Genomic DNA, 25,602 nt, shown 5'->3' on the forward strand with positions numbered 1-25,602 from the left:
TTTGGCTCGACCGGCGTGCGAAGATCTGAATATGTCGAGTCCTGCACCTTCCGCCGAACGCAAGCAGCGGGTCCTGTCCGGGATCCAGCCGACCAGCGATTCCTTCCATTTGGGGAACTACCTTGGCGCGCTGCAGTATTGGGTGCCGTTGCAGGACGAATTCGACGCCTTCTACTTCATTCCGGACCTGCACGCCATCACGGTGAATCCGCCGGACCCCAAGGTGCTGCGCCATCGCACCAAGGTCGCGGCCGCTCAGCTGCTGGCCCTGGGCGTCGACCCCAAGCGGGCGACCCTGTTCGTGCAGAGCCAGGTGCCCGAGCACGCCGAACTGACCTGGGTGCTGAGCTGCATCACCGGTTTCGGTGAGGCCAGCCGGATGACCCAGTTCAAGGACAAGTCGGTCAAACAGGGTTCGGAGAACGCGACCGTCGGCCTGTTCACCTATCCGATCCTGATGGCCGCCGACATCCTGCTCTACCGCCCGCACCTGGTGCCGGTCGGCGAGGATCAGCGCCAGCATATGGAGCTGACCCGAAATCTGGCGCAGCGCTTCAACACTCGCTACAAGAAGACCTTCGTGGTGCCCGAGGGGCATATCGTCACCGGCACCGCCAAGATCTACGACCTGCAGGATCCCACCTCCAAGATGAGCAAATCGGCCCAGACCGATGCGGGCCTGCTCAATCTGCTGGACGATCCCAAGGTCTCGGCCAAGAAGATCCGCTCCGCGGTCACCGATACCGAACGCGAGATCCGCTACGACCCGGAGACCAAGCCGGGCGTCAGCAATCTGCTGGTCATCCTGAGCTCGCTCAGCGGCACCCCGATCGTCACGCTGGAGGAGAACTATCAGGGCAAGGGGTACGGCGATCTCAAATCCGATACCGCCGACGCCCTGGTCGAATTCGTCACCCCGCTGCGCGCGAAGGTCGACGAGTACATGTCCGATCAGACCGAACTGGACCGCATCCTCATCGAGGGCTCACAGCGCGCCCGTGAGGTCGCGAGCCAGACCCTGGCCCAGGTGTACGAGCGGGTCGGCTTCCTGCCGCGCTGAGCGATAGCTGTGGCGAAGGTCGCGATTCGGCCGACGCGCACCGCATTTGCCCCGCTCACCCGCCGGGAGATGGAAGAGTAGAGGCCTGACCAGGGCGAACATGTTTACCTCCGCGCGAAAGAGGTAGTTCGCCGGTAGAACTCACGCGCGGGTGCCTGACCGACGGCCAGTGGCCTTCCGGTCCGGCACCGTGCGCCGGGGCATTGCGGAGGTGGCGGTGTTCGGCAAGATACAGGCCAGAATCGAGCGCGAGATCCAGCGCAGGCATTGGCTGGATCATCTGGTGCGCGCCGGTGGCCGCTATCAGCGCCAGCGCGGCGACTACTACGCCGCGGGCATCACGTATTTCACCGTGCTGTCGCTGTTTCCGCTGCTCATGGTCGGATTCGCGGTCGCGGGTTTCGTACTGTCCCGAAATCCGGAGTGGCTGAAGGAAATTCAGGACAAGATCGTCGAGAACATTCCGGGCGCGGCGGGCGACCAGATCAATGACCTGATCACCCAGGCGGTGCGCTCGCGCGCCGGGGTCGGCGTGATCGGCCTGGCCACCGGTGCCTACGCCGGGCTCGGCTGGATCGCGAACCTCCGGGCGGCGCTCACCGAACAGTGGGACCAGCCCAGCAAGGATCGCAATTGGGCGGTCACCAAGCTCTCGGATCTGCTCGCGCTCATCGGACTGTTCCTGGCCATCGGCATATCCCTGGGCCTGTCGATACTGGCGTCGAGCGGATTGATCAGCAAACTGCTGGAGCGCTGGCATATCAGCGAATCGGCCTGGATCACGGTGCTGCTGACCCTGCTGTCGCTACTGCTGGCCGTCCTCGCGAACTGGGCCGTATTCGTCTGGGTCATCGCGCGCATGCCCCGGCATCCGGTGACCTTCCGCAGTGCCGCCCGGGCCGCACTGATCGCGGCGGTCGTATTCGAGGCGTTCAAACAGCTCGCCTCGATCATCCTGCGCTCGGTGGTGAACGGCCCGGCCGGTGTGGCCTTCGGACCCATTATCGGCCTGATGGTGTTCAGCTACTTCACCGCGCGCATCATCCTGTTCGCCACCGCCTGGGCGGCCACCGCGACGGAAAACGAAGTCCCGGCGGATATTCCGGCGCCCGCCCCGGCCGTCATCGAACCCCGGATCTCGGGTCCGGGACTCACGGCCGGAACGGGCGCGGCGCTGTTCGGCGCGGGAGCGCTTGCCGGAGCGGCGATTTCAGCCCTGCGCAGGCGCTGAGGTCAGCGCCGGGGGCGGTTCATCCGGCGCGCACCGGCCAGTAAAACCAGCACCAGGATGACGCCGCCGACAATGAGCGTATTGCGCAGCCCGCGATGGTCGGACGCGGTGTCATCGGCGGGCTCGGTGGACGCGATCACCGGCGGACTCGCCACCACCACGGTCGAATCCGTGGATTTGGCAGAGGCATTCGGCAACTGACCCACATTCGCGCCGGACGGCAGCGCGAACGCGTAATCCAGCAGTTTCGCCGCCTGCTCCCACGGCCGGAACGGCAGCACATCCGCCTTCAACAGCGTCACCGCGAGCCGATGCCCATTGCGCTGCGCGCCCGCCACGAAGGTCTGCCGGGCGTCATCGGTGTATCCGGTCTTACCGCCGAGCGCACCGTCGTATTCGAACAGCAGGTGATTGTCGTTGCCGATCGGATAGCCCGGATGATCCTTGTCATCGGTGTTCTTCGGATCGGCCGGATAGCCGGGGAAGTCCACCTGTTCGGTGTGAATCAACTCCGCGAACAGCGGCAGTGTCATGGCATCGCGGAACAGCAGCGACAGATCGTAGGCCGAGGTGCTCATACCCGGACCGTCCAGCCCGGACGGCGTGGCCGCGCGAGTGTCCTTGGCCTGCAATCGATCCGCCATACTGTTCATCTTCGCGACGGTCGCCTCGTCGCCACCCAGCTGGGCCGAGATGGCATGCGCCGCATCATTACCCGATGCCATGATGAGCGCCTGGAACAGCTGCCGATTGGTGTATCGCCCACCCGGCCCGATGCCCACCCGGGTGCCGTCGGCGTTGGCGTCCTCCTGGGTGCCGATCACCACCTTGTTCAAATCCAGTACGCGCAGCGCCACATCCGCCAGCAGCACCTTGATGGTGGAGGCGGGCCGGTAGCGCCCGTGCGGATCCTTGGCCACCAGCACCTTGCCGGTATCGAGGTCCGACACCACGAACGCGGTCGCGGAAATGCCCTCCGGCAGCCCGGGCGCGCCCGAGGGCAGCACCACACCGCAGCCGCCGAGCCGGTCCCCGCCGATGGGCGGATTCGGAATCGGCAGCGGTTTGGGCGCGCTCTCACCGGGTGCGGGCACCTCGGAGGTGTCGATGGGCGGCGGCGGAGTGGTCTTGTTCGGGCAATTGTCGGTATTCGGCGTGGTGAACGGGGTCGGCGAGGTGGTCGGCGGTTGTGCCGTGGCCAGGGGTAGGGGCGCGTAGGTCACGCCCGTCATCGCGGTCAGTCCGGCCGCCAATGCGGCTGCGGCCATGAGGGATACGCGTCGCCGGGGTGTTCCGGCGGAACTGGGGTCTCGGCGCGAATGCCTGCGGATGATCATCGCCATCGAGCTTAGAGGCGAGCATGACACGACAAGTTTTGACAGACACTAGCAAATGAGAGACGCTCTCATTATCTAGTTGGCATCAACTGATTGGAACTGTCATGAAAGAGCCAGGAGTGCGCCGCTGGCTGGCCCTGGGCGCCCTAGCGGTCGCCATGCTGACCATCGGCCTCGACGTCACCGTGTTGACCGTCGCGCTGCCCACCCTGTCCGTCGACCTGCACGCCGACACCGGCGCGCTGCAGTGGTTCAGCAGCGCGTACACCCTCGCCCTCGCCGCCGTCATGCTCCCCGCGGGCGCGCTCGGCGACCGCTACGGCCGCAAGAAGCTACTGCTCGCCGCCCTGCTGCTGTTCGGCGCGGCCTCCATCGCCTGCGCCTTCGCGGCATCCTCCGGACAACTCATCGCCGCCCGCGTGGTGCTCGGCGTGGCCGCGGCGGCCATGATGCCGCTGTCCATGGCGGTCCTGCCCGGGCTGTTCCCCGATCCGGCGGAACGGCAACGCGCACTGACCATCTGGATCACCTCCACCGCCATCGGGCTCCCGCTCGGCCCCATCCTCGGCGGCTGGCTGCTGCAGCACTTCTGGTGGGGATCGGTCTTCCTGATCAATGTGCCGCTGGTCATCGTCGGCGCCACCGCCGTGGCCCTGCTGGTTCCGGAATCCAAGAGCGGCAGCGTCTTCCGCATCGATCTGCCCGGCATCGCACTGTCCGTGGCCGGAATGCTCGGGCTCACCTACGGTTTCATCCGACTCGGGCAGGAAGGGTGGAGCAATGGTCCGGGCTGGGCGGCAGTGGCCGCCGGAACCCTGCTGCTCGGCGCGTTCGTACTGTGGCAGCGCCGCACCGAACATCCGCTGATCGACCTCGGACTCTTCGCCGCACCCGGATTCCGCTGGGGCACCGTCTATATGGTCATCGTCAACTTCGCCATGTTCGGCCTGTTCTTCACCATGCCGCAGTACTTCCAGTCCGTGCTCGGCACCGACAGCCTCGGCAGCGGCGTGCGACTGCTCCCGCTCATCGGCGGCCTGCTGGTCGGCAGCCGGACCGTGGACAAACTGCTGCCCAGGATCGGCCTGCGGATGGTGCTCTCGCTCGGATTCGCCTTCCTCACAGTGGGACTCGGCGTCGCCGCCCTCATCACCATCGACAGCGGATACGGGCTCGCGGCGGGCGCGCTGGCCCTGGTCGGCCTCGGTATGGGCTTCATCATGCCCGCCTCCATGGGCCTGGCCATGGGCGATCTCAGCGCCGAACGCGCGGGGTCCGGCTCCGCGCTGTTGCAGGCGCTGCGCCAGGCCGCCGGCACCATCGGCGTCGCCATCCTCGGCACGGTGCTCGCCACGCAGTACCGATCCAGCCTGGGCGAATTGAATCGCGATCCGATCTCCGACGGCGTCAACGCCGGTGTGGGCGTGGCTCGCAAACTGGGCGATCCGGCCGTGCTCACCCACGTCCAGACCGCGTTCGTCGACGGTATGAGCGTCATGCTGTGGGTGTGCGCCGGGATCACCCTGGCGGCCACCGCACTCGCCCTGCTGCTCACCCGGTCCCAGCCGGTCGCACCGGAGCCCGAGAACGATGCGGCACAATCGGTTCATGCCGGCTGAGTCCACCCACGCACTGATCTCCGAGGAACCCGCGAGTCGGCCCCGGCCGACCCTGCGGGAACGGAAGAAGGAACGCACTCGGCGCACCATCCGCTCCGAGGCGTTCCGGCTTTTCCGGGAACAGGGCTACACCGAGACCACCATCGAGCAGATCGCCGAAGCCGCCGACGTCTCGCCGAGCACCTTCTTCCGGTACTTCCCGTCCAAAGAGCAATTGGTGCTCGCCGACGACCTGGACCCGGTGATGATCGAGGCCATCGACCGGCAGCCCAAGGACAAACCGATCCTGGCCGCCATCCGCGACGCCACCATCGAAGCGTTCGGTGCGATGGACCCGGAGATCTTCGAATTCGAGAAGAACCGGGTGGCGCTGGTGTACTCGGTACCGGAGTTACGCGGTGCGGTGGCACGGGAATTCGAGCGCAATATCACCCTCATGTCCGGCATCGTGGCGCGGCGGTTGGGGCGACCCGATACCGATTTCGAGGTGCGGGCGCTGGTCGGCGCGCTCACCGGGGCCATGTTCGCGCTGGTCGGGGACGAACCGTTCAGTCAGGAACAGATCATCCGGGTGATCACCTTCCTGGAATCCGGAATGCGCATCTAGACCGGTTGCCGGGTCAGCGCCGCCACCGCCTCGTCATCGACGGTGGCGAAGAAACCGCCCACCACATCCTCGATCTCGGTGATCGATCGCGCGCAGTACAGGATCGGCTGATAGTGCGTGATGTCGTAGACGGCGGTGCCCATCTCCTGGATGCTCAACGGTCGCAGCCGCGCACCGCGGAACTCCTCGATCTCACCGAATGAGGACAGCAGACCCGCTCCGTAACAACGGACTTCGTTGTCCTCCCGGACGACGCCGAACTCCAGCGAGAACCAGAACACATCCGCCAGAAACTTGAGTGCGCGCTCGGTTTCCAGTCGCTGCACCGCCGCGCCCACCGTTTCGTACAGCGCCGCGAAGCGCGGACTCGCCAATTGATTGGCATGGCCCAGGATTTCGTGCACCGCATCCGGTTCCGGGGTGTACAGCGGCGCGGAATGATGCCGAATGTACTGGGTGGAGTGGAAGATTCGATCCGCGAAGGAACCGAAGAATTCCCGCAGCGGCACCAGACCCGCGGCGGGCGCGTAGCGGAATCCGGTGCGCGGGAACAGTTTCGCGGACACCTCGTCCAGCTGCGGAATGTGATCGGTGGGCAGATTCAGCCGATCGGCCGCCTCCACCACCTCGGTGCAGGCGTACTTCGCGCGCTTGAACGCCAATTCGGCGGAGACGATCCGCCACACCCGCTGTTCTTCCTCGGTGTACTCGACCTGCGGCACCGGCTCGCCCGCCCGGTAATTCAACGCCATCGCGGCGATCGCATTGCGGCGCGCGCGGTACTCGGGATCGTGCACGCCGGGATGCTCATCGCTCAGATGCACCAGCACATTGCCGTCATCGACCTGCGTGACCGGCGAGTACAGCTGACCCTCGGTGAACATATCCTGATGCAATCACCACCGTGTGATTCAGACAACAAATGCCCGCTCAGCTGAGCAAATTGCCAAGCTGAACGGGCCGCGTGGGTGAGTCGACGGCGGCCTTGCCGCCGGCCGGTGTGCAGCACGCCCAATGGCCCGAATCGCACCCGGCACGGCGAAGGCCGCCCGCATTGCAGTGCGGGCGGCCTTCGATCGGGTTATCGCTCAGCGGGGCGCGTTGGCCGGGTCGACCAGGGTTGGGGTGCGGCCCTCGCGATTGGCCTTGCGGGCATCCTCGATGAACTCGCGGCTGAACAGCGCCGACAGCACGGCGATACCGCCGCGATGCACGCGGAACTCGCCGCTCTTGACCGCACCGGTCAGCCGGATGACGCGGCCGGAAGCGGTTGCGGGACGGGTGAAGTCCTTGACCCGGCCGCGACCGGTCCACTCCAGTTCGGACTGGTCGATGACCGCGTCGTCCGGAACCAGCAGCTTGACCATGGCGTGGTCCAGATCGGCGTGCACCACGATCTCGTCCTCGCCCTCGATGAGCGGCGAACGCAGATCGATGACGACGCTGCCGTAGCGGGCCTTGACCTCGAAATGCTTCTCGGCGGTCCAGTCGCCGAGGCGCTTGGTGGTGCCGTGATCGGTGTGGATGCGGGTGGTGGTGTTCATTGCGCTGCCTTTCGGGGCGGTGGAGCGGGTCGGGTTCGCCTGCTCCTCAATAGTTGCACAGACACTAGTTGCTTGGCAACTAGTAGTTGAAAATCTAGTTGTCCGGAACCCAGTAGGATGCGGGTATGACAGCATCGCCGCAGTTCAAACGCTCGCCCCTGGCGCTGGCGCTGCTCGGCATCCTGCATATGGAGCCGATGCACCCCTACGCCATCCAGCGCCGCATCAAGGAGTGGGGCAAGGACAAGGTCGTGAACGTGGGGCAGCGGGCCGGGCTGTACAAGACCATCGCGCGATTGCAGGACGCCGGACTGGTGGCGGTGCGCGAGACCGGGCGCGATCAGCAGTATCCCGAGCGCACCGTCTACGAGATCACCGATGCGGGCCGCGCGGCGTTCATGACCTGGCTGACCGAGATGGTCGCGCAGCCGCGCAATGAATTCCCGGAATTCCCCGCGGCACTGTCGTTCCTGATGCTCATGGGGCCGGAACAGGCTCAGGTCGAACTGTCGAACCGGGCCGCCGCGATCCGCACCCGGATCGCCGAAATCGATTCCGACGCAGCGCAATCCGCGCAGTTCGGGCTACCCCGCATCGTCACCCTGGAAGACGAATATCAGCGCGCCGTCGCGGACGCCGAACTCCGTTGGCTGGAAGGCGTTATCGCGGATCTGGCGGCGGGCACGCTCACCTGGTCGTGGGAATCGCTGGCGGCGTTCCAGACGTAACAGCCGGGGCCACATCGTTTTTAAGAATTTACCCCGATGGCCGTTAAGGTCCGCCGGTGATGATCTTTTCAACGAACTCCCAAGGGGGAGTGGGAATGAAAGGTTATCCACCATGACGATCTCGGTGCGTCGCGCAGGTCTGTTCATCGTCGGTGCGGCTGCGGTCGCCATGCTCTCGCCCATCGGCGCGGGTTCCGCCATGGCCGAAGGCATTCCGCTGGATCAGCCCGCCCAGGTCGCGCAGACCGATGACACCCAGTCGGTCGCCCCCACCGCCACCGCCGACGAAATCCGCCTGCTGCACTGCCGCCCCTCCGGCTCGGGCTACGCCCGCTGCCACTGAGCGACTTTCGGGGGATACGAAGAACGCCCGCATCGAATGATGCGGGCGTTCTTCATGTTTCGGCTTATTACCGGGCGAAGAGCAGGGCGCGCTTGACTTCCTGGATCGCCTTGGTGACCTCGATGCCACGGGGGCACGCGTCGGTGCAGTTGAAGGTGGTGCGGCAGCGCCACACACCCTCGACATCGTTCAGGATGTCCAGACGCTCGCGAGCGCCCTCGTCCCGGCTGTCGAAGATGAAGCGGTGCGCGTTCACGATCGCGGCCGGACCGAAGTAGCTGCCGTCGCTCCAGTACACGGGGCACGAGGTGGTGCAGCAGGCACACAGGATGCACTTGGTGGTGTCATCGAAGCGAGCCCGGTCGTGCTGGGACTGGATGCGCTCGTAGGTGGGCTCGTTACCCGAGGTGATCAGGTACGGCTTCACCGCCTTGAACGCGTCGAAGAACGGCTCCATGTTCACCACGAGATCCTTCTCCACGGGCAGGCCGCGGATGGGTTCGACGGTGACGGTGATGTCCTTGCCGTTCTTGGGCAGCATGTCCTTCATGAGGATCTTGCACGCCAGGCGGTTGACGCCGTTGATGCGCATGGCATCGGAGCCACACACGCCGTGCGCGCAGGAGCGCCGGAAGGTGAGCGTGCCGTCCAGGTAGGACTTGATGTAGATCAGCACGTTCAGGAACCGGTCGGTGGGGAGCACCGGCACCTTGAACTCGTCCCAGCGCTGGCCCTGACCGTCCTCCGGGTTGAACCGCGCGATCTTGACATTGATCAGCACGGAGCCTTCCGGCACCGGAGCGGCCTTCTGCGGCGTTTCAGCGACAGCAGTCATCAGTACTTACGCTCCATCGGCTCGTAACGGGTCTGCACCACCGGCTTGTAGTCCAGCCGGATGTCCGAGATCAGCTCCGGGCCGGTCTTGTAGGCCATGGTGTGGCGCATGTAGTTGGTGTCGTCGCGGTCCGGGTAGTCGTCGCGGGCGTGGCCGCCGCGCGATTCCTTGCGGTTGAGCGCGCCGACGACCGTGACCTCGGCGAGCTCCAGCAGGAAGCCGAGCTCGACGGCCTCGAGCAGATCGCTGTTGTAGCGCTTGCCCTTGTCCTGCACGGTGATTCGGGTGTACCGCTCCTTGAGCGCGTGAATATCGGTCAGCGCCTGCTTGAGGGTGTCCTCGGTGCGGAACACGGCGGCGTTCATATCCATCGTGTACTGCAGTTCGGTGCGGATGTCGGCCACGCGCTCATTGCCGTGGTCGGACAGGATCAGCGCCAGCCAGTCCTGCACCATCTGCGCCGGGCTCTCCGGGAGCTCGACGAATTCGGTGCGGGCGGCGTACTCGGCGGCGGCGATGCCCGCGCGGCGGCCGAACACGTTGATGTCCAGCAGCGAGTTGGTGCCCAGGCGGTTCGAGCCGTGCACGGACACGCACGCGCACTCACCGGCGGCGTACAGGCCGGGGACCACATCGGTGTTGTTGCGCAGCACCTCACCGCGAATGCGGGTCGGGATGCCGCCCATGACGTAGTGGCAGGTCGGCATGACGGGAACCAGTTCGGTCACCGGGTCCACGCCCAGGTAGGTGCGCGCGAATTCGGTGATGTCGGGGAGCTTCTCCTCGAGCACGTCCTCGCCGAGGTGGGTCACGTCGATGTAGACGTAATCCTTGTTCGGCCCGGCGCCGCGGCCTTCCAGCACCTCGAGCACCATCGAGCGCGCGACGATGTCACGCGGTGCGAGGTCCTTGATGGTGGGGGCGTAGCGCTCCATGAACCGCTCACCCGACGCGTTGCGCAGGATGCCGCCCTCGCCGCGGACCGCCTCGGAGATGAGGATGCCCAGACCCGCGAGACCTGTCGGATGGAACTGGTGGAACTCCATGTCCTCCAGCGGAAGTCCCTTGCGGAACACGATCGCCATACCGTCACCGGTGAGGGTGTGGGCATTGGAGGTGGTCTTGTACATGCGGCCCGAACCACCGGTGGCGAAGATGATCGACTTCGCGTGGAAGACGTGGATCTCGCCGGTGGCCAGCTCGTAGGCGACCACGCCGGTCGCGACGGTGCCGGACATGATCAGGTCGAGCACGTAGAACTCGTTGTAGAACTCCACGTCGTGCTTGACGCAGTTCTGGTACAGCGTCTGCAGGATCATGTGACCGGTGCGGTCGGCGGCGTAGCAGGCGCGGCGCACGGGCGCCTTGCCGTGGTCACGGGTGTGACCGCCGAAGCGGCGCTGATCGATCTTGCCCTCGGGCGTGCGGTTGAACGGCAGGCCCATCTTCTCCAGGTCGAGCACGGCGTCGATGGCCTCCTTGGCCATGATCTCCGCGGCGTCCTGGTCGACCAGGTAGTCACCACCCTTGACGGTGTCGAAGGTGTGCCACTCCCAGTTGTCCTCTTCCACGTTCGCGAGGGCGGCGCACATGCCGCCCTGCGCCGCGCCGGTGTGGCTGCGGGTCGGGTAGAGCTTGGTCAGGACAGCGGTCCGGACGCGGGGCCCGGACTCGATCGCCGCGCGCATGCCAGCGCCACCGGCACCGACGATCACGACGTCGTAGCGGTGCTCCTGAATCGGTCGAGATTCACTCATCGGAGGCTGCCTGTTCCTAACTGATGTTGGGGTCGAAGGTGAAGATCACGTACGTGCCGGTCACCACGACGAGAATCATGGAGATGACCAGCGCGGTCTTCAGCCAGAAGCGGGTGGAATCCTTGCGCGCGTAATCGTCGATGACGGTGCGCAGGCCGTTGCCGCCGTGCAGCTGCGCGAGCCACAGCATGGTCAGATCCCAGATCTGCCAGAACGGCGAGGCCCAGCGGCCGGCGACGAACGCGAAGTTGAGCCGGTGCACGCCGCCGTCCAGCATCAGCATGATCGTCATATGGCCGATGACCAGGATGATGAGCAGCAGGCCGGAGAAGCGCATGAACAGCCACGCGTACTTCTCGAAGTTATTGCCACCGGCGCGGCGCGGGGCGCGCGGGGCGTCCAGGCTGGCGGGGCGGTCGTAGGACTTACCGAGAACAGGTGCGGTCATGGTCAGTGGCTCAATTCGTCAGCAGGTAGAAGAGCTGGCGGCCGATCCCGGCGCCCGCGACGACAATCCAGATCGCGAGCACGATCCAGAGCATCTGGCGCTGGTAGCGGGGGCCCTTCGACCAGAAGTCGACAAGGATGACCCGGACGCCGTTGAACGCGTGGAACAGCACGCAGACAACGAGGCCCATCTCCATGAGGGCGACGACGGGGTTCTTGTAGGTCTCGATCGCCTGGTCGTAGGTGTCCGGGCTGACGCGCACCAGGGCGGTATCGAGCACGTGGACGAACAGGAAGAAGAAGATGGTTACGCCGGTGATGCGGTGCAGAGCCCAGGACCACATGCCGGGGTCGCCTCGGTACAGGGTCCGCTTCGGCTTGGCCGGAGCTTCTAGCGTGGTCATAGAGTGCGGTGCCTCCAACGTCGTTGATGGACCCGGTCAGATCCGGCGCGGAGCCATTGGACTGTCGAATAACACCAGCTCACGGCCGGAATGACGTCCGGTGGCAGTGCTGCAGGCCCGCAGTCGGGAACCTGAACCGATCTGTTCTGAACTCTAATCCCAGCCATCTTCCGGAACTAATTCGGCGTGCCGCTCGTTGGCCTTGAAATTGCTGAGTTAGGTTTGCCTTTCCTGATTTTCGGGGTGTCGTCCGGGGCGTTTCAGGCGGGTTCCCGCACGGGCATGGAAGGATGGTCCGATATGTCGGATATTGACTGGAACGCCTTGCGCCGCAACGCATTCGAAGTAATGCAGAACGCCTATGCGCCCTACTCCAGATTCCCCGTCGGCGCCGCTGCTCTCACCGTTGACGGGCGCGTGGTGAGCGGCTGCAATGTGGAAAATATCTCATACGGTTTGGGCCTCTGCGCCGAATGTGTACTGGTCGGTAACTTGATTTCGTCCGGTGGCGGACGACTCGCGGCGGTCTCGGTCTGCGATTCCAGGGGCGAAATCCTGATGCCCTGCGGACGCTGCCGGCAGCTGCTGTTCGAGCACGGCGGCGGCGAAGTCGTCATCGATCATCGCGGCGCACCGGTACCGCTGAGCAACCTGCTGCCCGATGCCTTCGGCCCCGACGACTTGGAAGCCGGACAGCAATAACGCGCCGCGCGCCGATCGCCATGGAAGATTTGACGCCATGAGTGTGCACTCGGCGGTAGCGGTGATCCGGACCAAGCGCGACGGCGGCGAACTCGGCGACGCGCAAATCGATTGGGTGGTGGACGCGTTCACCCGCGGCGAGATCGCGGACGAACAGATGTCCGCGCTGGCCATGGCGATCGTGTGGCGCGGTATGAACCGCCGCGAGACCGCGCGCTGGACCGCCGCCATGATCGACTCCGGAAAACGCCTGGACTTCAGCGATCTGACGCGGCCCACCGTGGACAAGCACTCCACCGGCGGGGTGGGGGACAAGATCACGCTGCCGCTGTCGCCGCTGGTCGCGGCCTGCGGTGCGGCCGTCCCGCAGCTCTCCGGGCGTGGATTGGGCCACACCGGCGGCACTTTGGACAAGCTCGAGGCCATTCCCGGCTGGCAGGCCGATATCTCGGCCGAGCGAATGCGGGAGATCCTGGCCGATCCGGCCATCGGCGCGGTGGTCTGCGCGGCGGGCGCGGATCTCGCTCCGGCCGATAAGCGGCTCTACGCGCTGCGCGATGTCACCGGGACCGTCGAATCCATTCCGCTGATCGCCAGCTCCATCATGAGCAAGAAGATCGCCGAGGGTACCGGCGCGCTGGTACTCGATGTGAAGGTCGGGCGCGGGGCATTCCTGAAGGAGCTCGATCAGGCGCGCGAATTGGCCACCGCCATGGTCGAACTCGGCACCGACGCGGGCGTGCGCACGGTGGCATTGCTCACCGCCATGGACACCCCGCTCGGGCGGACCGCCGGAAACGCCCTGGAAGTGGCCGAATCCCTCGAGGTGCTGGCCGGTGGCGGTCCCGCCGACGTGGTCGAACTCACGCTCGTGCTGGCCCGGGAAATGCTGGCGCAGGCCGGAATCGACGGCATCGATCCGGCCGACGCGCTCGCGGACGGTCGCGCCATGGATCACTGGCGCGCCATGATCGCGGCCCAGGGCGGCGATCCGGACGCACCCCTGCCCACCGCGAAGCACACCGAAATCCTGCGAGCCCCGGTGTCCGGCACCCTGATTCGGCTCGACGCCCTCGACGTCGGCATCGCCGCCTGGCAACTCGGCGCGGGCCGGGCGCGCCAGGGTGACGCGGTCCAGCCCGGCGCGGGCATCGAAATGCACGCCAAAGAGGGTGATTCCGTCACCGCGGGCGCACCCCTGCTCACCCTGCACACCGATACCCCGGAGGCGATCCCCGTCGCCCTGGAGACCCTGCGCGACTCCTACGACATCGGCGAGACCGACGAACCCTTCGGCCCCCTCGTGCTGGGCCGCATCACCGCGTCGTGAGATCGGTAGTGGGCGCTTGACCTGGAACGCGGCGGGTGCCGGAAGATCGGCCTAGCCTGGGATCGTGAAGCATAGAAGCGATTTCCGATTACGCGTTTCGATGGCTTGTCTGGGTGCGATCGCCTGCACCGCGGTGCTGCCCGCGGTCGCCTCCGCCGAACCTCGGATCAACAACACCCCGCCGCCCTCCTCGCAGGCCGCGCCGTACCCGTACTACGTCAACTGCGAACAGGTGCGGGCACAGGGCAAGGCCCCGCTGCTGGCCGGACAACCCGGGTATACGCGTCAGCTCGATCCGGACGGGAACGGCGTCGCCTGCGGGTACTGATCCGCCCCGCCGCTCGCCGTCGCGCAATCACGCGGGGCGGCGCGGACATTCGCGCGTGGCTCCCGGGTGAAGATCGCCACCGCACCTAGCAACGGGTGGGCAACGACACGCCTACGAGAGGGTGCACACAGGCGAACTACCATGCCGCAGAACGGGAATGCGGCTACCGTTTCTACATGACTGGACCGACGCCCCTCACCCTCGCTTCCATCCGCCAGGCGCCGAAGGCGGTCCTGCACGATCACCTCGACGGCGGGCTGCGTCCCGCGACCGTGCTCGAGCTCGCCCGCGACTGCGGATACGACCAGCTACCGGCTGGTGACGCCGAAACGCTCGGCAATTGGTTCCGCGACGCCGCCGACAGCGGCTCGCTGGAACGCTATCTGGAAACCTTCGCGCACACCGTCGCCGTCATGCAGACGCCCGAGGGTCTGCGCCGCGTCGCCCGCGAATGCGCCGTGGACCTCGCCGCGGACGGGGTCGTGTACGCCGAATCGCGATTCGCGCCCGAACAGCACCTGGAGAACGGGCTCACCCTCGACGAGGTGGTGCAGTACACCATCGAGGGCTTCCGCGAAGGCGAGGCTTTGGCCGCGGCCGCCGGAACACCGATTCGGGTGGTCTGTCTGCTCACCGCCATGCGCCATGCCGCGCGCTCCCGCGAGATCGCCGAACTGACCGTGCGCTGGCGCGATCGCGGCGTCGGCGGCTTCGATATCGCGGGCGCGGAAGCCGGGTACCCTCCCACCCGGCACCTGGACGCGTTCGAATACATGCGAGCCAATAGCGCGCACTTCACCATTCACGCGGGTGAGGCGTTCGGGTTGCCGAGTATCCATGAGGCGCTTGCCTTTTGCGGTTGCGATCGGCTCGGGCACGGCGTGCGAATCACCGATGACATCACCGATTCACCCGAAGGCCCGAAACTCGGGCTGGTCGCGAATTACGTGCGGGACATGCGAATTCCGCTCGAACTGTGCCCGTCGTCGAATGTGCAGACCGGCGCGGTGCCCTCGCTCGACAAGCATCCGTTCGATCTGCTTGCGCGCCTGCGCTTCCGGGTCACCGTCAACACCGACAACCGGTTGATGAGCGACACCAGCATGAGCGAGGAGATGCACAAGCTGGTGCAGACCTTCGGCTACGGCTGGAGCGATCTGGAGCGGTTCACCATCAACGCCATGAAGTCCGCGTTCATCCCGTTCCCCGAGCGGCTGCGCATCATCGACGAGGTCATCAAGCCGGGCTACGCCGTACTGCTGGGCTGAAAAAGCGGACAGGCCCTTCCGAATCCGGAAGGGCCTGTCCGCAACTGTGTTTCGGTGCGCTACGCCTTGCTGAGGCGGTTCTCGAAGGCTTCCTCGAGCGCGCGCCAGGCATCGGCCTCGGCCTTGAACGGCGGGTTCGGGGCCATCCGGCTCGGGTCCGGGTTCAGCAGATAGGACACGTACCAGCCGAGCGGCGAGGACACCGCGAGCGCGGTCTCGACATTGTTCTCATCGGCGTAATCGGCTGCGTCGGTGAACAATTCGACCGCGAGATCGAGCTGATCGGTATCCACCGCCTGCGGGCCCTCGGCCAGATCGTCGGCCAGGCCGGGCAGTACGTAGACGTTCTCCTCGTCGACCTCGACCTCGAGGCCGCCGTCCACCGCCGCGGTCTGGATATCGCCGTAGGTGCTCACCCGCACCAGATCGTGCTCATGATCGTCGGCGAGATAGCGGGCCAGCGCGCGCTCGGAACCGAACACCGTGATGGACCCGTCCTTGCCGAGGAAGATCGGCTCATCGTCCACATAGCAGCGCAGCGTGAACCAGGTGCCCTCGGAGGTGACGATCTTGACCGGGTCGATGCCGACCTCATGCCAGAACGAGAGCTCCTCGTCCTCGTCCTCATCCTCTTCGTCCAGATCGACCGGCTCGATATCCTCATCGGTATCGGCGGCGTCCTCGGCGTCGACGATGTTCTCTTCCGCCGCAAGCAGTTCCGCCTCCGCGACGGCCACCGCGTCCGCGTCCACGTCCGGGATCTCCACCACCGAGTCGATGGCGTCCAGCACCGCGTCCCAGTCCTTGTTGATGGCCGAGCCGATGGAATCCCACAGCTCCTCGCCTTCCTTACCGGCGAAGGTGCCCACGCCGGTGGCGAGCGCGCCCAGCACCGGATGCGAACCGAAGAACTTGTTGACCACGTCGAGTTCGCAGACGTCACCGATATTGCGGACCATCTCGAGGGTCTCCTCGAGCTCGGACAGGATCTCCGGATCCGGATCGTCGGCGGCCAGTTCGGGCACGCCGACCAGATCGAAGACGTACTGCTCCTCCGGCTCCAATTCGGCGGCCGACAGACCGGCGATGATCTTCCACGCGGGATGGTCGACGAGATCGTTCTCGGCATTGGTCCGGATGAACGCGGCCAGCTCCGCTACGGAGTCGAAACCGTAGAGATCCTCCTCGTGGCCGAGGAATGCCTGCCACTCATCGTCGCCGTCTCGCCAGCGCGGTGCCCACAGGGTGACGAGATCGCCTTTGGTCAGGCCGAGCGCGATCGGGACGATGTCTCCAGAAGCCATGACCGGAAGCCTATCTAGTGGTCGCTCTTGGCACTATCCGGGTCGCCCCCAACATTTCCCGGGGCGAGAGACCGGTTCAGTCCGGCGAGGATTTCGGCGCGTTGCTCGGTCGCGAGCGCGGCGGCCCGGCGGCTCGCCCACAGCACCAATCGGGACACCTCGGCGGGTGGCCGGGAGGTCACCGATTCGGCCAGCCAGAGGCCCGTCAGCGCGCCGTCACCGTCCACTTCGGCGGTGACCGAACGGTCCTCGCTGGTGAATGCGGCGCGGACGCCGTGCAATCCGGCGAGTGCGGATTCGAGCGCTTCGAGCTGGTTGGTGACGCCGTTGACCAGCGCGTCCATCTCGGCGCTCATGAGTTCCGCAGCCAGTTCGCGGGGCCGGTATCGGCATCGTCGAGCCGGTCCAGCGCGTCGACGGCGGCCTGCCGGGTGGGCAGGCCGAGCCGGTCCAATGTCTCGGCCGGGAGTCCGGCCTCGGCGAGCAGTTCGCGGCGGCGGGATTTGGCGGCGATGGCCGAGCGCTTGGTCAGGCGCAGGATCTCGTCCGCCAGAGCCTGTGCGCCGTAACGGTATTCACTCCGCTCGAAGCGGATCTCCACCGGCAGGCCCTGATCGGTGGCGTGCACGGTGACGGTGCCCGCCCGATTGGCGCTGGCCGCCACGGTGACCTTCGGAATCTCGCTCATGCGGTGGGCCTGTAGAAGCCGAGGAAATTCATTCCGCTGTTCTCCGTTCGAATCGGACCCGTCTGCACCGGATCACCCGCCTCCACCAATTGACCGTTGCCGATCACCATCGCCACATGTCCGTCCCATACCGCCAGATCGCCGGGCATCAAGTCCCCTGGACCGATCTGGGTGTGGCCGTAACCCTGTTCCTGCGCCAGACGCGGCAGCGGAACCCCGGCTTGCGCGTACGCCCACTGCGTCAAACCACTGCAATCCAGACCCGAACCGGGCGTGGTGCCGCCCCATACGTAGGGCGTCCCGACCGCGCTCAGCGCATTGCGCACCGCATCGGCGGCCTGCTGGTTCGGGGCCTCCACGGTACTGCCGTCGGGGAGGGTGAGCTTCACCCCGGTCCCGGTGGGCCGGATATCGGGGGTGGGGTGCCGGGTGCGATTCGAGCTGGTCGGCGGTGAATCACCCACGGACGCGGCGGTTGTGGACAGACCGCTGAGCATCGACGCCCCGGACTCGACTGTCTTCCCGCCCGAGGACAGCACCGCCGACCCGATCTGCCCGCCGCCGACCGCCGACTCCGTGCTCGCGGGCACGACCGTCGCGGCGGGAGAAACCTGCGGCGCATCGGTCTTCTCGGGCGCGATCACCGCCGGGGCCGGAGTCTTTGGCGGCGTGACCAATTCGCGCATGGCGGCGTCATCGGCCTCGAGTTCGGCCCGCACCCGCTCCACCACGCGAAGCGCCTGCCCGACATGATCGATGGCCGCGCCGACGAGCAGGGCCGGCGCCGCGGGACTGAATCCGGCCGCCGATACCGCGTCGACCTTCGCGAGGAACGACCGCAGAATCTCCGCGACCTCGCGCCGACCCGACGCCACCTCCGTCTCTGCCCGATCCAGTACGGTCGCCATCTGCTCGCCGCGATCGGAGACGGTCGCGACACCCGTCTGCACCTGGAGCGCCTTGTCCATCGCCGCGTCACCGCCGCGGCCGTTCCAGCTCGGGTACATCGTGTTGATCGCGGTGCGCCCCGTCGCATGGGTCTCGTCCGCGGTCCCCGAGGCGTCGCGCAGTGCCGCGCCCGCGGAAGTTGCTTCACCGGATCCGAAACCGGCCAGCAACTCCACGATCGGCTGCGCCAGACCCGATACGTCCGGCCCGGGGCTCATGACCTCGGCCCTGTTCGGACCGTGCAGGCTGCCCGCCCGGAGGCATCGGCGATCATGCGTCCACCTCTCGGCTGTTCGCGCGCAGCGCTGTCGCGTAGGCGGTGTCGGTCGTCGAGTACGCGGACTCCGCGCCGATGGTCGCCGCGCCGAGGCTCGCCAGGACGGTGGTGAGATCCGCCAGGGCGGTCAGGTGCGTGGCGTGCGCGGCGCGATACGTGGTGAGGAAATCCGCCCCGATGGGACCGAGTGCGGGGGCGAGTAGGAGGGGGTCGGCGGCGGTGGCGCGCAGGGTCGCGCCGGCGAGGGTCGCGGCCATGGCGGCGGCCGTCGTCGCGTACTCGGTGAGACCTGCTGGATCGATCGTGATCCGGTGCATGGATGCCCCCATCGTGCCGGTCGCTGGCTGATTACGTCCTGCATGAGATTGGACGGGGCAGGGGCGAATTCGGTTCCGCCGAGGACCGAAATCGGGCGGCCGTATCCTCGAATCGCCGCACTGACCTATCGTTTTCCTATGCGCACTGACATCGTGGACCACCCGCTCGCTGCCGCATTGCTGACCACCATGCGCGATGCGCGCACCACCAACCCCACCTTCCGAGCGGCACTGCGCGACCTGACGGGTCTGCTGGTCTACGAGGCCATGCGCGACGCCCCCGTCACCCGCTTCCCCATCGCGACCCCGGTCGCCGCCGCCGAGGGCACCTGCCTGGCCGCCCCGCCCCTGCTCGTCCCGGTTCTGCGCGCCGGGCTGGGCATGGTCGAAACCGCCGAGAACCTCATCCCCGACGCCCGCATCGGTTTCGTCGGCGTCGCCCGCGACGAGGAGACCCACCAGCCCACCCCGTACATGGAATCGCTGCCCGAGGACTTATCCACCACACCGGTCATCGTGCTCGATCCCATGCTCGCCACTGGCGGCTCCATGGTCTTCACCCTGGACCTGCTCGCCACCCGCAATGCCCGCGACATCACCGTCATCTGCGTCGTCGCCGCTCCCGAAGGCATTGCCGCCCTGGAGAAGTCGGGTCACCCGATCCGTCTGGTCACCGCGTCGATCGACCGCGGTCTCAACTCCGACGCCTATATCGTCCCCGGCCTGGGCGATGCGGGGGACCGCCAATTCGGCCCCCGCTGAACGCGATTCGGCCGCACCGAATCGAGCGTCCCGCCCGTCGAACTCAGAATCCGAGCGATCCGGTTCCGGGTCCGGTGGGCTGACGCGAACCGCCCTCGATCTGCCAGGTCCCGCAGTGCGAGGTGGCGAATGTGGTGTCGGTGGCCGGAACACGCACCGTCACAGTGCCGTTCCCGCCATCACCGCGTTCGATGATGACCCCGTCCACCCCGAGCCGCGCCCACTGGCAGTCCGGCGCGGCATTGTGCGTCGTGTAGTACCCCGCCGAAATATCGGTGTTCACCGCGTACGGCCCATCCTGTTCGATGACGGACGCCGCGGCCGAGGCCACCCCCGAACTGCCGATCGCCGCCACCGCCGCGATCCCGAATCCGGTGAGCCACAGGGAATTACGCATGCGCAAACAATCCTTTCGTAAGGCTAACAATCACACCCCACGCTAGCGCCGAACCCGCGACCTGAAAACCCCCGAACCCCACCGGCTCTGGAAATCACCGGTGCGCGAACAGCTCCAGATGTCCACAGCCGGTACAGCGAAACGCGTGGATCGCGAACCTTTCCCGCCCTTTTCGTTTCGCATTCCCGAGCGTGCCCAACGTCAATTCACCTTCGGTCCACCGCGTGTAGCCGACAGTGGCGTTCTCGTCGATGAACCCCGGTTCCAGATCCGCACTGCCGCAGTGCGTGCAGTGCGGATCTCGGCTCAGGCGAGGTGCTTTTTCGGGGAGACTTGCGCTCACAGCTTCTCGCAGAAGGCGCGGATCTCGGAGAGTTGCTGTGCGGCGGCGGCTTTGGCGGTGGGGAGGTCCTCCGGTGTGGGGACCGGGTGGACCACTTCGGCGTAGCACTTGAGTTTCGGTTCGGTGCCGGAGGGGCGGATCACCACGCGGAGCGAATCACCCTCGAAAACGAGTGCGTCGGTGCGCATTCGGCCGCGGAGCTGGGACATGTCGACGCAGGTCACCTTTTCGCCCGCGATTTCGGCGGGGGGTGTTTCGCGCAGGCGTTCCACCACCTTGGCGGCTTCGGCGGCGTCGGCGAGACGCAGTGAGATCTGGTCGCCCGCGTGGACGCCGAATTCGATCGCGAGGTCGTCGAGGGCGTCATCGACGGTGCGGCCCTGGGCTTTCAGCTGGGCGACCAGGTCCGCGGCCAGGACCGCCGCCGAGATGCCGTCCTTGTCCCGGACGGTCGACGGGTCGACGCAGTGGCCGATGGCTTCCTCGTAGGCGTAGACCAGGCCGTCGCCCGCGCGCGCCAGCCATTTGAAGCCGGTGAGGGTTTCGGCATAGCGGGCTCCCCGCGCCGGGGCCAGCTTGCTCAGCAGGCGCGAGGATACGATCGTGGTGGCCACCAGGGAATCCGGTGCGGCGGTGCGCAATACGAAATCGCCGAGCAGGACGCCGGTCTCATCGCCGCGCAGCATGCGCCAGCCGTTCGCACCGCGCACGCCCACCGCACAGCGATCGGCGTCCGGGTCCAGCGCGATGGCGATATCCACGTCGAGTCGTTCGGCCAAGTCCAGCAACCGATCCGAGGCCCCCGGCTCCTCCGGGTTCGGGAACGACACGGTGGGGAAGTCGGGGTCGGGCGCGAATTGCTCTGCTACGACGAACACCTCACCGAACCCGGCCGCGCGCAGCGCCGCTGTCGCGAGCTCACCACCGACCCCGTGCATGGCGGTCAGCGCGATGCGAATATCCGCGCGCGGCACCGGGACTCGCTCGGAAGCCGCAGCAACACCCGCGCTCCTATCCGTCGCGCCAGTCGTATCGTTCGCGCCGGTCGTATCCGTCGCGCCGGTCGTATCGGCCGCGTCATCGACGGCCGGGATGGGGTGAGGCGATTCGCGCGGACCGCCTATCGACTCCGGCAAATCGGCAACGCGGGCGAGGTAGCGGCGGACGATCTCCTCGCCCATATCGGTGATCGTGGCGGCGGCGGGGAGGCCGAGGATCGAGGGGTTCGGGGCGGTGGCTGCGGCGTCCTTGCGGGGGATGGCGCCCGTGACCGCGTCTATGCGGGCTTCGATTTCGGCGTCGGCGGGCGGGACGAGCTGGGAGCCGCCGTCGAGGTAGAGCTTGTAGCCGTTATCGGTGGCCGGGTTGTGCGAGGCGGTGATCTGTACGCCCGCGACGGCTTTCAGGGCGCGCACGGCGTAGGCGACCACGGGGGTGGGGAGTGGGCGGGGGAGTTCGAGCACCGTGAATCCGGCGGCCGCGAAGACTTCGGCCGTGACGAGCGCGAATTCGGCGGAGCCGTGCCGGGCGTCGCGGCCGACGATCACCAATCCGCCACCGAGGCAGCGGTTTCGGAGCCAGTCGGCGATGCCCGCGGTGGCCCGCGCCACGGTGTCGGCGTTCATGCCGTCGGGTCCGTCTTGCAGTGGGCCGCGTAGTCCAGCGGTACCGAATCGCAGCATGTGCGCCTCCCGATATCGTTCCGGCGCTCGGCCCGGCGGATATCACCGGGCCATTCGCTCGCTTACAGGCGTCCGGTTACCCGGTTACAGGCGTTCCAGTACCCCGCGCAGCAGTTTGCCCAGTCGCGGCGCGGCGGCATGGCCTTCGGCGAGCACCTCGGCGTGCGAGAGGTGCGCTCCGGTGACGCCCGCGGCCAGATTGGTGACCAGGGAGATGCCCAGCACCTTGGCCCCGCCCTCGCGGGCGGCGATGGCCTCCAGCACGGTGGACATGCCGACCAGATCCGCGCCGATGGTGCGCAGCCAGCGAATCTCGGCCGGGGTCTCGTACTGCGGACCGGTCAAGCCCGCGTACACGCCCTCGGTCAGGCTGGGGTCGACTTCCCTTGCGAGGGCGCGCAATTCGGGATCCCAGGCATCGACGAGATCGACGAATTTGGCCCCGGCGATGGGGGTGCGCAGGGTGAGGTTGAGGTGATCGCTGATCAGCACCGGTTCCCCGACGTGCAGATCGTCGCGGATGCCACCGGCGGCATTGGTGAGCAGCACGGTCTCCGCGCCCGCCGCCAGCGCGGTGCGGACGTTGTGCACCACCTGCGCGGGCTCGTGGCCCTCGTAGAGATGCTGGCGGCCCATGAGCAGCAGCACCGGCGAATCGTTCACCAGGACCGAGTGAATGGTCCCCTGATGACCCTGCGCGGTGGGTGATCCGAATCCCGGCACCTCACCCATGGGGATGGTGCTCGCCGGTTCACCGATTTCGAGGGCGGCTTCCTGCCAGCCCGATCCGAGAATCACCGCGACCCGGTGACGCTCGATACCCGTTCGTTCCGCAATGGCCTGAGCGGCCTGCTCGGCTAGCATGTCTGCCACCCTAGTCCCAGGCGATCACCGACGCTCGGTCACGCCGCCCACCTGCCGTATTCGCCCCGATTTCGCCGAGCCCGCCGGGCTTCGCGCGGCATGCGAACGACACTTGCTACCCGTCAGTAGGAGCCCGCGCGCGCCCCCGCTAATCTGCACCCATGCCGTATTTGAAGCGTGACGGGGACGTGTTCGTGCTGTACCTCGGAGCCGAGGGACAGAACATCGACAGCGAGAACCGCTTCCACCCGGACTGGATCACCGAGGTGCACGCCCTGCTCGACGAGGTCGAGGCGTCCGAGGGCCCGGCCGCGCTGGTGGTCACCTCGAACGGCAAGTTCTTCAGCAACGGCCTCGACACCGATTGGCTGTTCGGCAATTTCGATCAGAACTGCTGGTATCTGGATCGCGTGCATTCGCTGTACACCCGCCTGCTGGCCTTCCAGATGCCGACCATCGCCGCGGTGAACGGTCACGCCTTCGGCGCCGGCGCCATGCTCGCCACCTCCTGCGATTTCCGCCTGATGCGCGCGGATCGCGGTTTCTGGTGCCTGCCCGAGGTGCACCTGGGCATGCCGTTCACGGTCGCGATGAACGCGCTCGTCACCGGCCGCCTCACCAATCAGGTCGCCGTCGAGGCCATGACCACCGGTCGCCGCTACGGCGCGGATGACGCCATCGCCGCGGGCATCGTGGACGGCAAACTGGCCGCCGAGGCATTGCTGGCAGGTGCGGTCGCCCAGGCCGACGCCCTCAAGGGCAATCGCAAGCCGAACCTGCCGGTCATCAAGCGCGCCCTGCACCAGCACATCCTGGCGGGCCTGGCCGTCGAGACCACCCCGGAGAACCTGGGCTTCAGCCCGAGCTGAGCCGTATCGAGAATGTGCGACCGCCCCGCCTACCAGACCGGATAAGCGGGGCGGTCGGTTTTTATCGGCGGCACGCTGTCCGCTGGTCCGGAGGTTGCGGACCGGCGGAAGAGTGTAAGACTGTGGTTTATGCCACCATCGCGCAACGGCGATGACCGGAATTCATTCCCCCCGATAAGTCGGTACGGTTCGCCCCTGCCGTCATGGCATGCTGCGTCGATGAACGCGTCCGTGGCACCCGGGGATCCGTCGCTGTTCGCCACCGCCGACTCGGCCATAGCGAACGCGCGGGAAGAGTTGCTGGCGCTGTCGCATTCGATTCACGCCGAGCCCGAGTTGGCTTTCGAGGAATTTCGCAGCGTCGCCAAGACGATCGAGCCGTTGCGCGAGCGCGGTTTTCATATCGAGTCCGGTATCGCCGATCTGCCGACGGCCTTTTCCGCGACCTACGGCCATGGCGACCTGGTGGTCGGTATCTGCGCGGAGTACGACGCGCTCCCGGAAATCGGACATGCCTGCGGCCACAACATCATTGCCGCGTCCGCGGTCGGCGCGGCGCTGGGTCTGGCCGCGGTCGCGGACGCCTGCGGCATCACCGTGAAACTGCTCGGCACTCCGGCCGAGGAGAGCGGCGGCGGCAAAGTCCTCATGCTCGAGCGCGGCGCTTTCGACGGAATCGCCATGGCGCTCATGGTGCATCCGGGCCCGGACGATATCTCCGGTGCGCATTCGCTGGCACTCGCGGATTTGTCGGTGACCTACCTGGGCCGGGAATCGCATGCCAGCGCCGCGCCGCAATACGGGCGAAACGCCCTGGACGCGGTCACCGTCGCCCAAGTTGCCCTGGGTTTGCTCCGCCAACATCTCCTCCCCGGGCAACAGCTGCACGGTATAGTCGGCTCGGGCGGTGTGGCCCCGAATATCGTGCCCGGACACGCGGAACTGCTGTATTACCTACGCGCAGTCGACTCCGCGACCCTCGATGATCTGATGCAACGCGCATCGGCCTGTTTCGAGGCAGGCGCCCTGGCAACCGGATGTACCCATGAAATCCGGAAGCTCGCGCCGACATATACCGAGCTGACTCCCGACAGCGCACTACTGTGTGCCTATCGCGAGCAGATCCGCGATCTCGGACGCGAGCCGATAGCCCCGGAACTCGAGGCCGCACGCCCACTGGGCAGCACGGATATGGGCAACATCACCAATGTCATCCCCGGCATCCACCCGGTCATCGGGATCGATGCGGGAGGCGCGGTGACGCATCAGCCCGCGTTCGCTGCTGCCGCGGTGAACGCCTCCGCCGACCGAGCTGTGATCGACGGGGCAACGGCTTTGGCCCGCACCGCGATACAACTCGCAGGCGACAAATTTCATAGGGACAGGTTGTCGGAACGAGTCATGCAACGGCAGTTTCTTCGACAGGAGGACATTCGGTGAGCACAACCGGCCGGTCCACGGGCCACGCCAGCGCAGCGTTCGACACTGCGCGCGCCACGCGGCATTCGGCTGCTACGCGTGCGACGCAGGCTGCGAGCATCGCGGCAGGCGGCTCGGTGGGGGTCGATATGGGCTTGGAAATGGGCACGGTGGGTGTTGACATGGATATGG

At 66.7% G+C, this 25,602-nt stretch carries 28 protein-coding genes; 13 read left to right on the plus strand and 15 right to left on the minus strand.

The window, feature by feature from the left end:
• The first annotated feature begins 31 nt into the window (after positions 1-31).
• Positions 32-1,060 (plus strand): tryptophan--tRNA ligase, encoded by a 1,029-nt coding sequence (trpS, locus tag ACFC0O_RS29770; RefSeq protein WP_375963431.1) that lies wholly within the window; start codon positions 32-34, stop codon positions 1,058-1,060.
• Positions 1,061-1,271: 211 nt separating this feature from the next.
• The gene (gene yhjD, locus ACFC0O_RS29775; RefSeq protein WP_375963944.1) at positions 1,272-2,291 is read left to right on the plus strand and encodes an inner membrane protein YhjD; all 1,020 of its coding nucleotides are present in this window, start codon (positions 1,272-1,274) and stop codon (positions 2,289-2,291) included.
• Positions 2,292-2,293: 2 nt separating this feature from the next.
• Here the strand turns inward: yhjD and ACFC0O_RS29780 are convergent, their stop codons facing one another.
• Complete coding sequence (locus ACFC0O_RS29780) at positions 2,294-3,634, minus strand: D-alanyl-D-alanine carboxypeptidase family protein (RefSeq protein ID WP_375963433.1); 1,341 nt, start codon at positions 3,632-3,634, stop codon at positions 2,294-2,296.
• A 98-nt stretch (positions 3,635-3,732) separates the two neighbouring features.
• Between ACFC0O_RS29780 and ACFC0O_RS29785 the strand changes: the two genes are divergently transcribed.
• Both ACFC0O_RS29785 and ACFC0O_RS29790 read left to right on the plus strand, forming a co-directional pair.
• Complete coding sequence (locus ACFC0O_RS29785; protein ID WP_375963436.1) at positions 3,733-5,247, plus strand: MFS transporter; 1,515 nt, start codon at positions 3,733-3,735, stop codon at positions 5,245-5,247.
• Positions 5,237-5,854, plus strand: coding sequence for a TetR family transcriptional regulator (locus tag ACFC0O_RS29790; RefSeq protein WP_375963439.1), 618 nt, complete (start codon positions 5,237-5,239; stop codon positions 5,852-5,854). The genes ACFC0O_RS29785 and ACFC0O_RS29790 overlap by 11 nt, the downstream gene beginning before the upstream one ends.
• Here the strand turns inward: ACFC0O_RS29790 and ACFC0O_RS29795 are convergent.
• Positions 5,851-6,738, minus strand: a complete 888-nt coding sequence (locus ACFC0O_RS29795) for a phenylalanine 4-monooxygenase (RefSeq protein ID WP_375963442.1) — start codon at positions 6,736-6,738, stop codon at positions 5,851-5,853. The two genes, ACFC0O_RS29790 and ACFC0O_RS29795, sit on opposite strands and share 4 nt — an antisense overlap.
• 204 nt (positions 6,739-6,942) lie before the next feature.
• Positions 6,943-7,398: a hypothetical protein gene (locus tag ACFC0O_RS29800; protein ID WP_375963445.1), complete on the minus strand. Its 456-nt coding sequence runs from the start codon at positions 7,396-7,398 to the stop codon at positions 6,943-6,945.
• Between the two features lie 125 nt (positions 7,399-7,523).
• Here ACFC0O_RS29800 and ACFC0O_RS29805 point away from each other — a divergent pair, with 125 nt between their 5' ends.
• Positions 7,524-8,126, plus strand: a complete 603-nt coding sequence (locus ACFC0O_RS29805) for a PadR family transcriptional regulator (protein ID WP_375963447.1) — start codon at positions 7,524-7,526, stop codon at positions 8,124-8,126.
• 112 nt (positions 8,127-8,238) lie between these two features.
• Positions 8,239-8,469: a hypothetical protein gene (locus ACFC0O_RS29810; protein WP_375963449.1), complete on the plus strand. Its 231-nt coding sequence runs from the start codon at positions 8,239-8,241 to the stop codon at positions 8,467-8,469.
• Between the two features lie 67 nt (positions 8,470-8,536).
• On the opposite strand, the gene ACFC0O_RS29815 is transcribed toward ACFC0O_RS29810, so the two are convergent.
• Genes ACFC0O_RS29815 through sdhC form a run of 4 tightly spaced genes read right to left on the minus strand, consistent with a single transcriptional unit; the run spans position 8,537 to position 11,912 of the window.
• On the minus strand, positions 8,537-9,304 hold the full coding sequence (locus ACFC0O_RS29815; RefSeq protein ID WP_375963451.1) for a succinate dehydrogenase iron-sulfur subunit: 768 nt from the start codon (positions 9,302-9,304) through the stop codon (positions 8,537-8,539).
• Complete coding sequence (gene sdhA / locus ACFC0O_RS29820; RefSeq protein ID WP_375963454.1) at positions 9,304-11,061, minus strand: succinate dehydrogenase flavoprotein subunit; 1,758 nt, start codon at positions 11,059-11,061, stop codon at positions 9,304-9,306. Before sdhA ends, ACFC0O_RS29815 begins: the two co-directional genes overlap by 1 nt.
• Before the next feature lie 16 nt (positions 11,062-11,077).
• Positions 11,078-11,509 (minus strand): succinate dehydrogenase hydrophobic membrane anchor subunit, encoded by a 432-nt coding sequence (locus ACFC0O_RS29825; protein ID WP_375963456.1) that lies wholly within the window; start codon positions 11,507-11,509, stop codon positions 11,078-11,080.
• Positions 11,510-11,519: 10 nt separating this feature from the next.
• Positions 11,520-11,912 carry a succinate dehydrogenase, cytochrome b556 subunit gene (gene sdhC, locus ACFC0O_RS29830; RefSeq protein WP_375963459.1) on the minus strand — a complete coding sequence of 131 codons (393 nt, stop codon included), beginning with the start codon at positions 11,910-11,912 and terminating at the stop codon, positions 11,520-11,522.
• 300 nt (positions 11,913-12,212) lie between these two features.
• Between sdhC and ACFC0O_RS29835 the strand changes: the two genes are divergently transcribed.
• The 4 genes from ACFC0O_RS29835 to ACFC0O_RS29850 all read left to right on the plus strand — a co-directional run bounded on the left by ACFC0O_RS29835 (position 12,213) and on the right by ACFC0O_RS29850 (position 15,540).
• The gene (locus ACFC0O_RS29835) at positions 12,213-12,614 is read left to right on the plus strand and encodes a cytidine deaminase (protein ID WP_364646522.1); all 402 of its coding nucleotides are present in this window, start codon (positions 12,213-12,215) and stop codon (positions 12,612-12,614) included.
• Between the two features lie 37 nt (positions 12,615-12,651).
• Positions 12,652-13,944 (plus strand): thymidine phosphorylase, encoded by a 1,293-nt coding sequence (locus ACFC0O_RS29840; protein ID WP_375963461.1) that lies wholly within the window; start codon positions 12,652-12,654, stop codon positions 13,942-13,944.
• 64 nt (positions 13,945-14,008) lie between these two features.
• Positions 14,009-14,272, plus strand: coding sequence for an excalibur calcium-binding domain-containing protein (locus ACFC0O_RS29845; protein ID WP_375963463.1), 264 nt, complete (start codon positions 14,009-14,011; stop codon positions 14,270-14,272).
• Between the two features lie 176 nt (positions 14,273-14,448).
• Entirely contained in the window at positions 14,449-15,540 is a 1,092-nt protein-coding gene (locus ACFC0O_RS29850; protein ID WP_375963465.1) for an adenosine deaminase, read from the plus strand.
• 59 nt (positions 15,541-15,599) lie between these two features.
• Here the strand turns inward: ACFC0O_RS29850 and ACFC0O_RS29855 are convergent, their stop codons facing one another.
• From ACFC0O_RS29855 to ACFC0O_RS29875, 5 genes are read right to left on the minus strand one after another with little or no spacing between them, the layout of a single operon-like run.
• Entirely contained in the window at positions 15,600-16,844 is a 1,245-nt protein-coding gene (locus tag ACFC0O_RS29855; RefSeq protein ID WP_364646141.1) for a primosomal protein, read from the minus strand.
• A gap of 14 nt (positions 16,845-16,858) precedes the next feature.
• On the minus strand, positions 16,859-17,200 hold the full coding sequence (locus ACFC0O_RS29860; RefSeq protein ID WP_375963467.1) for a YbaB/EbfC family DNA-binding protein: 342 nt from the start codon (positions 17,198-17,200) through the stop codon (positions 16,859-16,861).
• On the minus strand, positions 17,197-17,532 hold the full coding sequence (locus tag ACFC0O_RS29865; RefSeq protein WP_364646147.1) for a hypothetical protein: 336 nt from the start codon (positions 17,530-17,532) through the stop codon (positions 17,197-17,199). Before ACFC0O_RS29865 ends, ACFC0O_RS29860 begins: the two co-directional genes overlap by 4 nt.
• Positions 17,529-18,698 carry an NlpC/P60 family protein gene (locus ACFC0O_RS29870; RefSeq protein WP_375963471.1) on the minus strand — a complete coding sequence of 390 codons (1,170 nt, stop codon included), beginning with the start codon at positions 18,696-18,698 and terminating at the stop codon, positions 17,529-17,531. The genes ACFC0O_RS29865 and ACFC0O_RS29870 overlap by 4 nt, the downstream gene beginning before the upstream one ends.
• A 52-nt stretch (positions 18,699-18,750) precedes the next feature.
• Positions 18,751-19,074, minus strand: coding sequence for a type VII secretion target (locus ACFC0O_RS29875; protein WP_375963473.1), 324 nt, complete (start codon positions 19,072-19,074; stop codon positions 18,751-18,753).
• 138 nt (positions 19,075-19,212) lie between these two features.
• Here ACFC0O_RS29875 and upp point away from each other — a divergent pair, with 138 nt between their 5' ends.
• Positions 19,213-19,836, plus strand: a complete 624-nt coding sequence (upp, locus tag ACFC0O_RS29880; RefSeq protein WP_375963476.1) for a uracil phosphoribosyltransferase — start codon at positions 19,213-19,215, stop codon at positions 19,834-19,836.
• Positions 19,837-19,879: 43 nt separating this feature from the next.
• Here the strand turns inward: upp and ACFC0O_RS29885 are convergent, their stop codons facing one another.
• From ACFC0O_RS29885 to ACFC0O_RS29895, 3 genes are all read right to left on the minus strand, one after another.
• Positions 19,880-20,233 carry a hypothetical protein gene (locus tag ACFC0O_RS29885; protein ID WP_364646158.1) on the minus strand — a complete coding sequence of 118 codons (354 nt, stop codon included), beginning with the start codon at positions 20,231-20,233 and terminating at the stop codon, positions 19,880-19,882.
• Between the two features lie 339 nt (positions 20,234-20,572).
• The gene (locus tag ACFC0O_RS29890) at positions 20,573-22,258 is read right to left on the minus strand and encodes a phospho-sugar mutase (RefSeq protein WP_375963478.1); all 1,686 of its coding nucleotides are present in this window, start codon (positions 22,256-22,258) and stop codon (positions 20,573-20,575) included.
• Positions 22,259-22,342: 84 nt separating this feature from the next.
• Positions 22,343-23,122 (minus strand): purine-nucleoside phosphorylase, encoded by a 780-nt coding sequence (locus ACFC0O_RS29895; RefSeq protein WP_375963481.1) that lies wholly within the window; start codon positions 23,120-23,122, stop codon positions 22,343-22,345.
• 161 nt (positions 23,123-23,283) lie between these two features.
• On the opposite strand from ACFC0O_RS29895, the gene ACFC0O_RS29900 reads away from it, so the two are divergent.
• Positions 23,284-23,991 carry an enoyl-CoA hydratase/isomerase family protein gene (locus tag ACFC0O_RS29900; protein ID WP_375963484.1) on the plus strand — a complete coding sequence of 236 codons (708 nt, stop codon included), beginning with the start codon at positions 23,284-23,286 and terminating at the stop codon, positions 23,989-23,991.
• 219 nt (positions 23,992-24,210) lie between these two features.
• On the plus strand, positions 24,211-25,431 hold the full coding sequence (locus ACFC0O_RS29905) for a M20 family metallopeptidase (protein WP_364646168.1): 1,221 nt from the start codon (positions 24,211-24,213) through the stop codon (positions 25,429-25,431).
• Positions 25,432-25,602 lie beyond the last annotated feature (171 nt).

Source organism: Nocardia sp. NPDC056100 (assembly GCF_042266325.1).
Taxonomy (GTDB): domain Bacteria; phylum Actinomycetota; class Actinomycetes; order Mycobacteriales; family Mycobacteriaceae; genus Nocardia.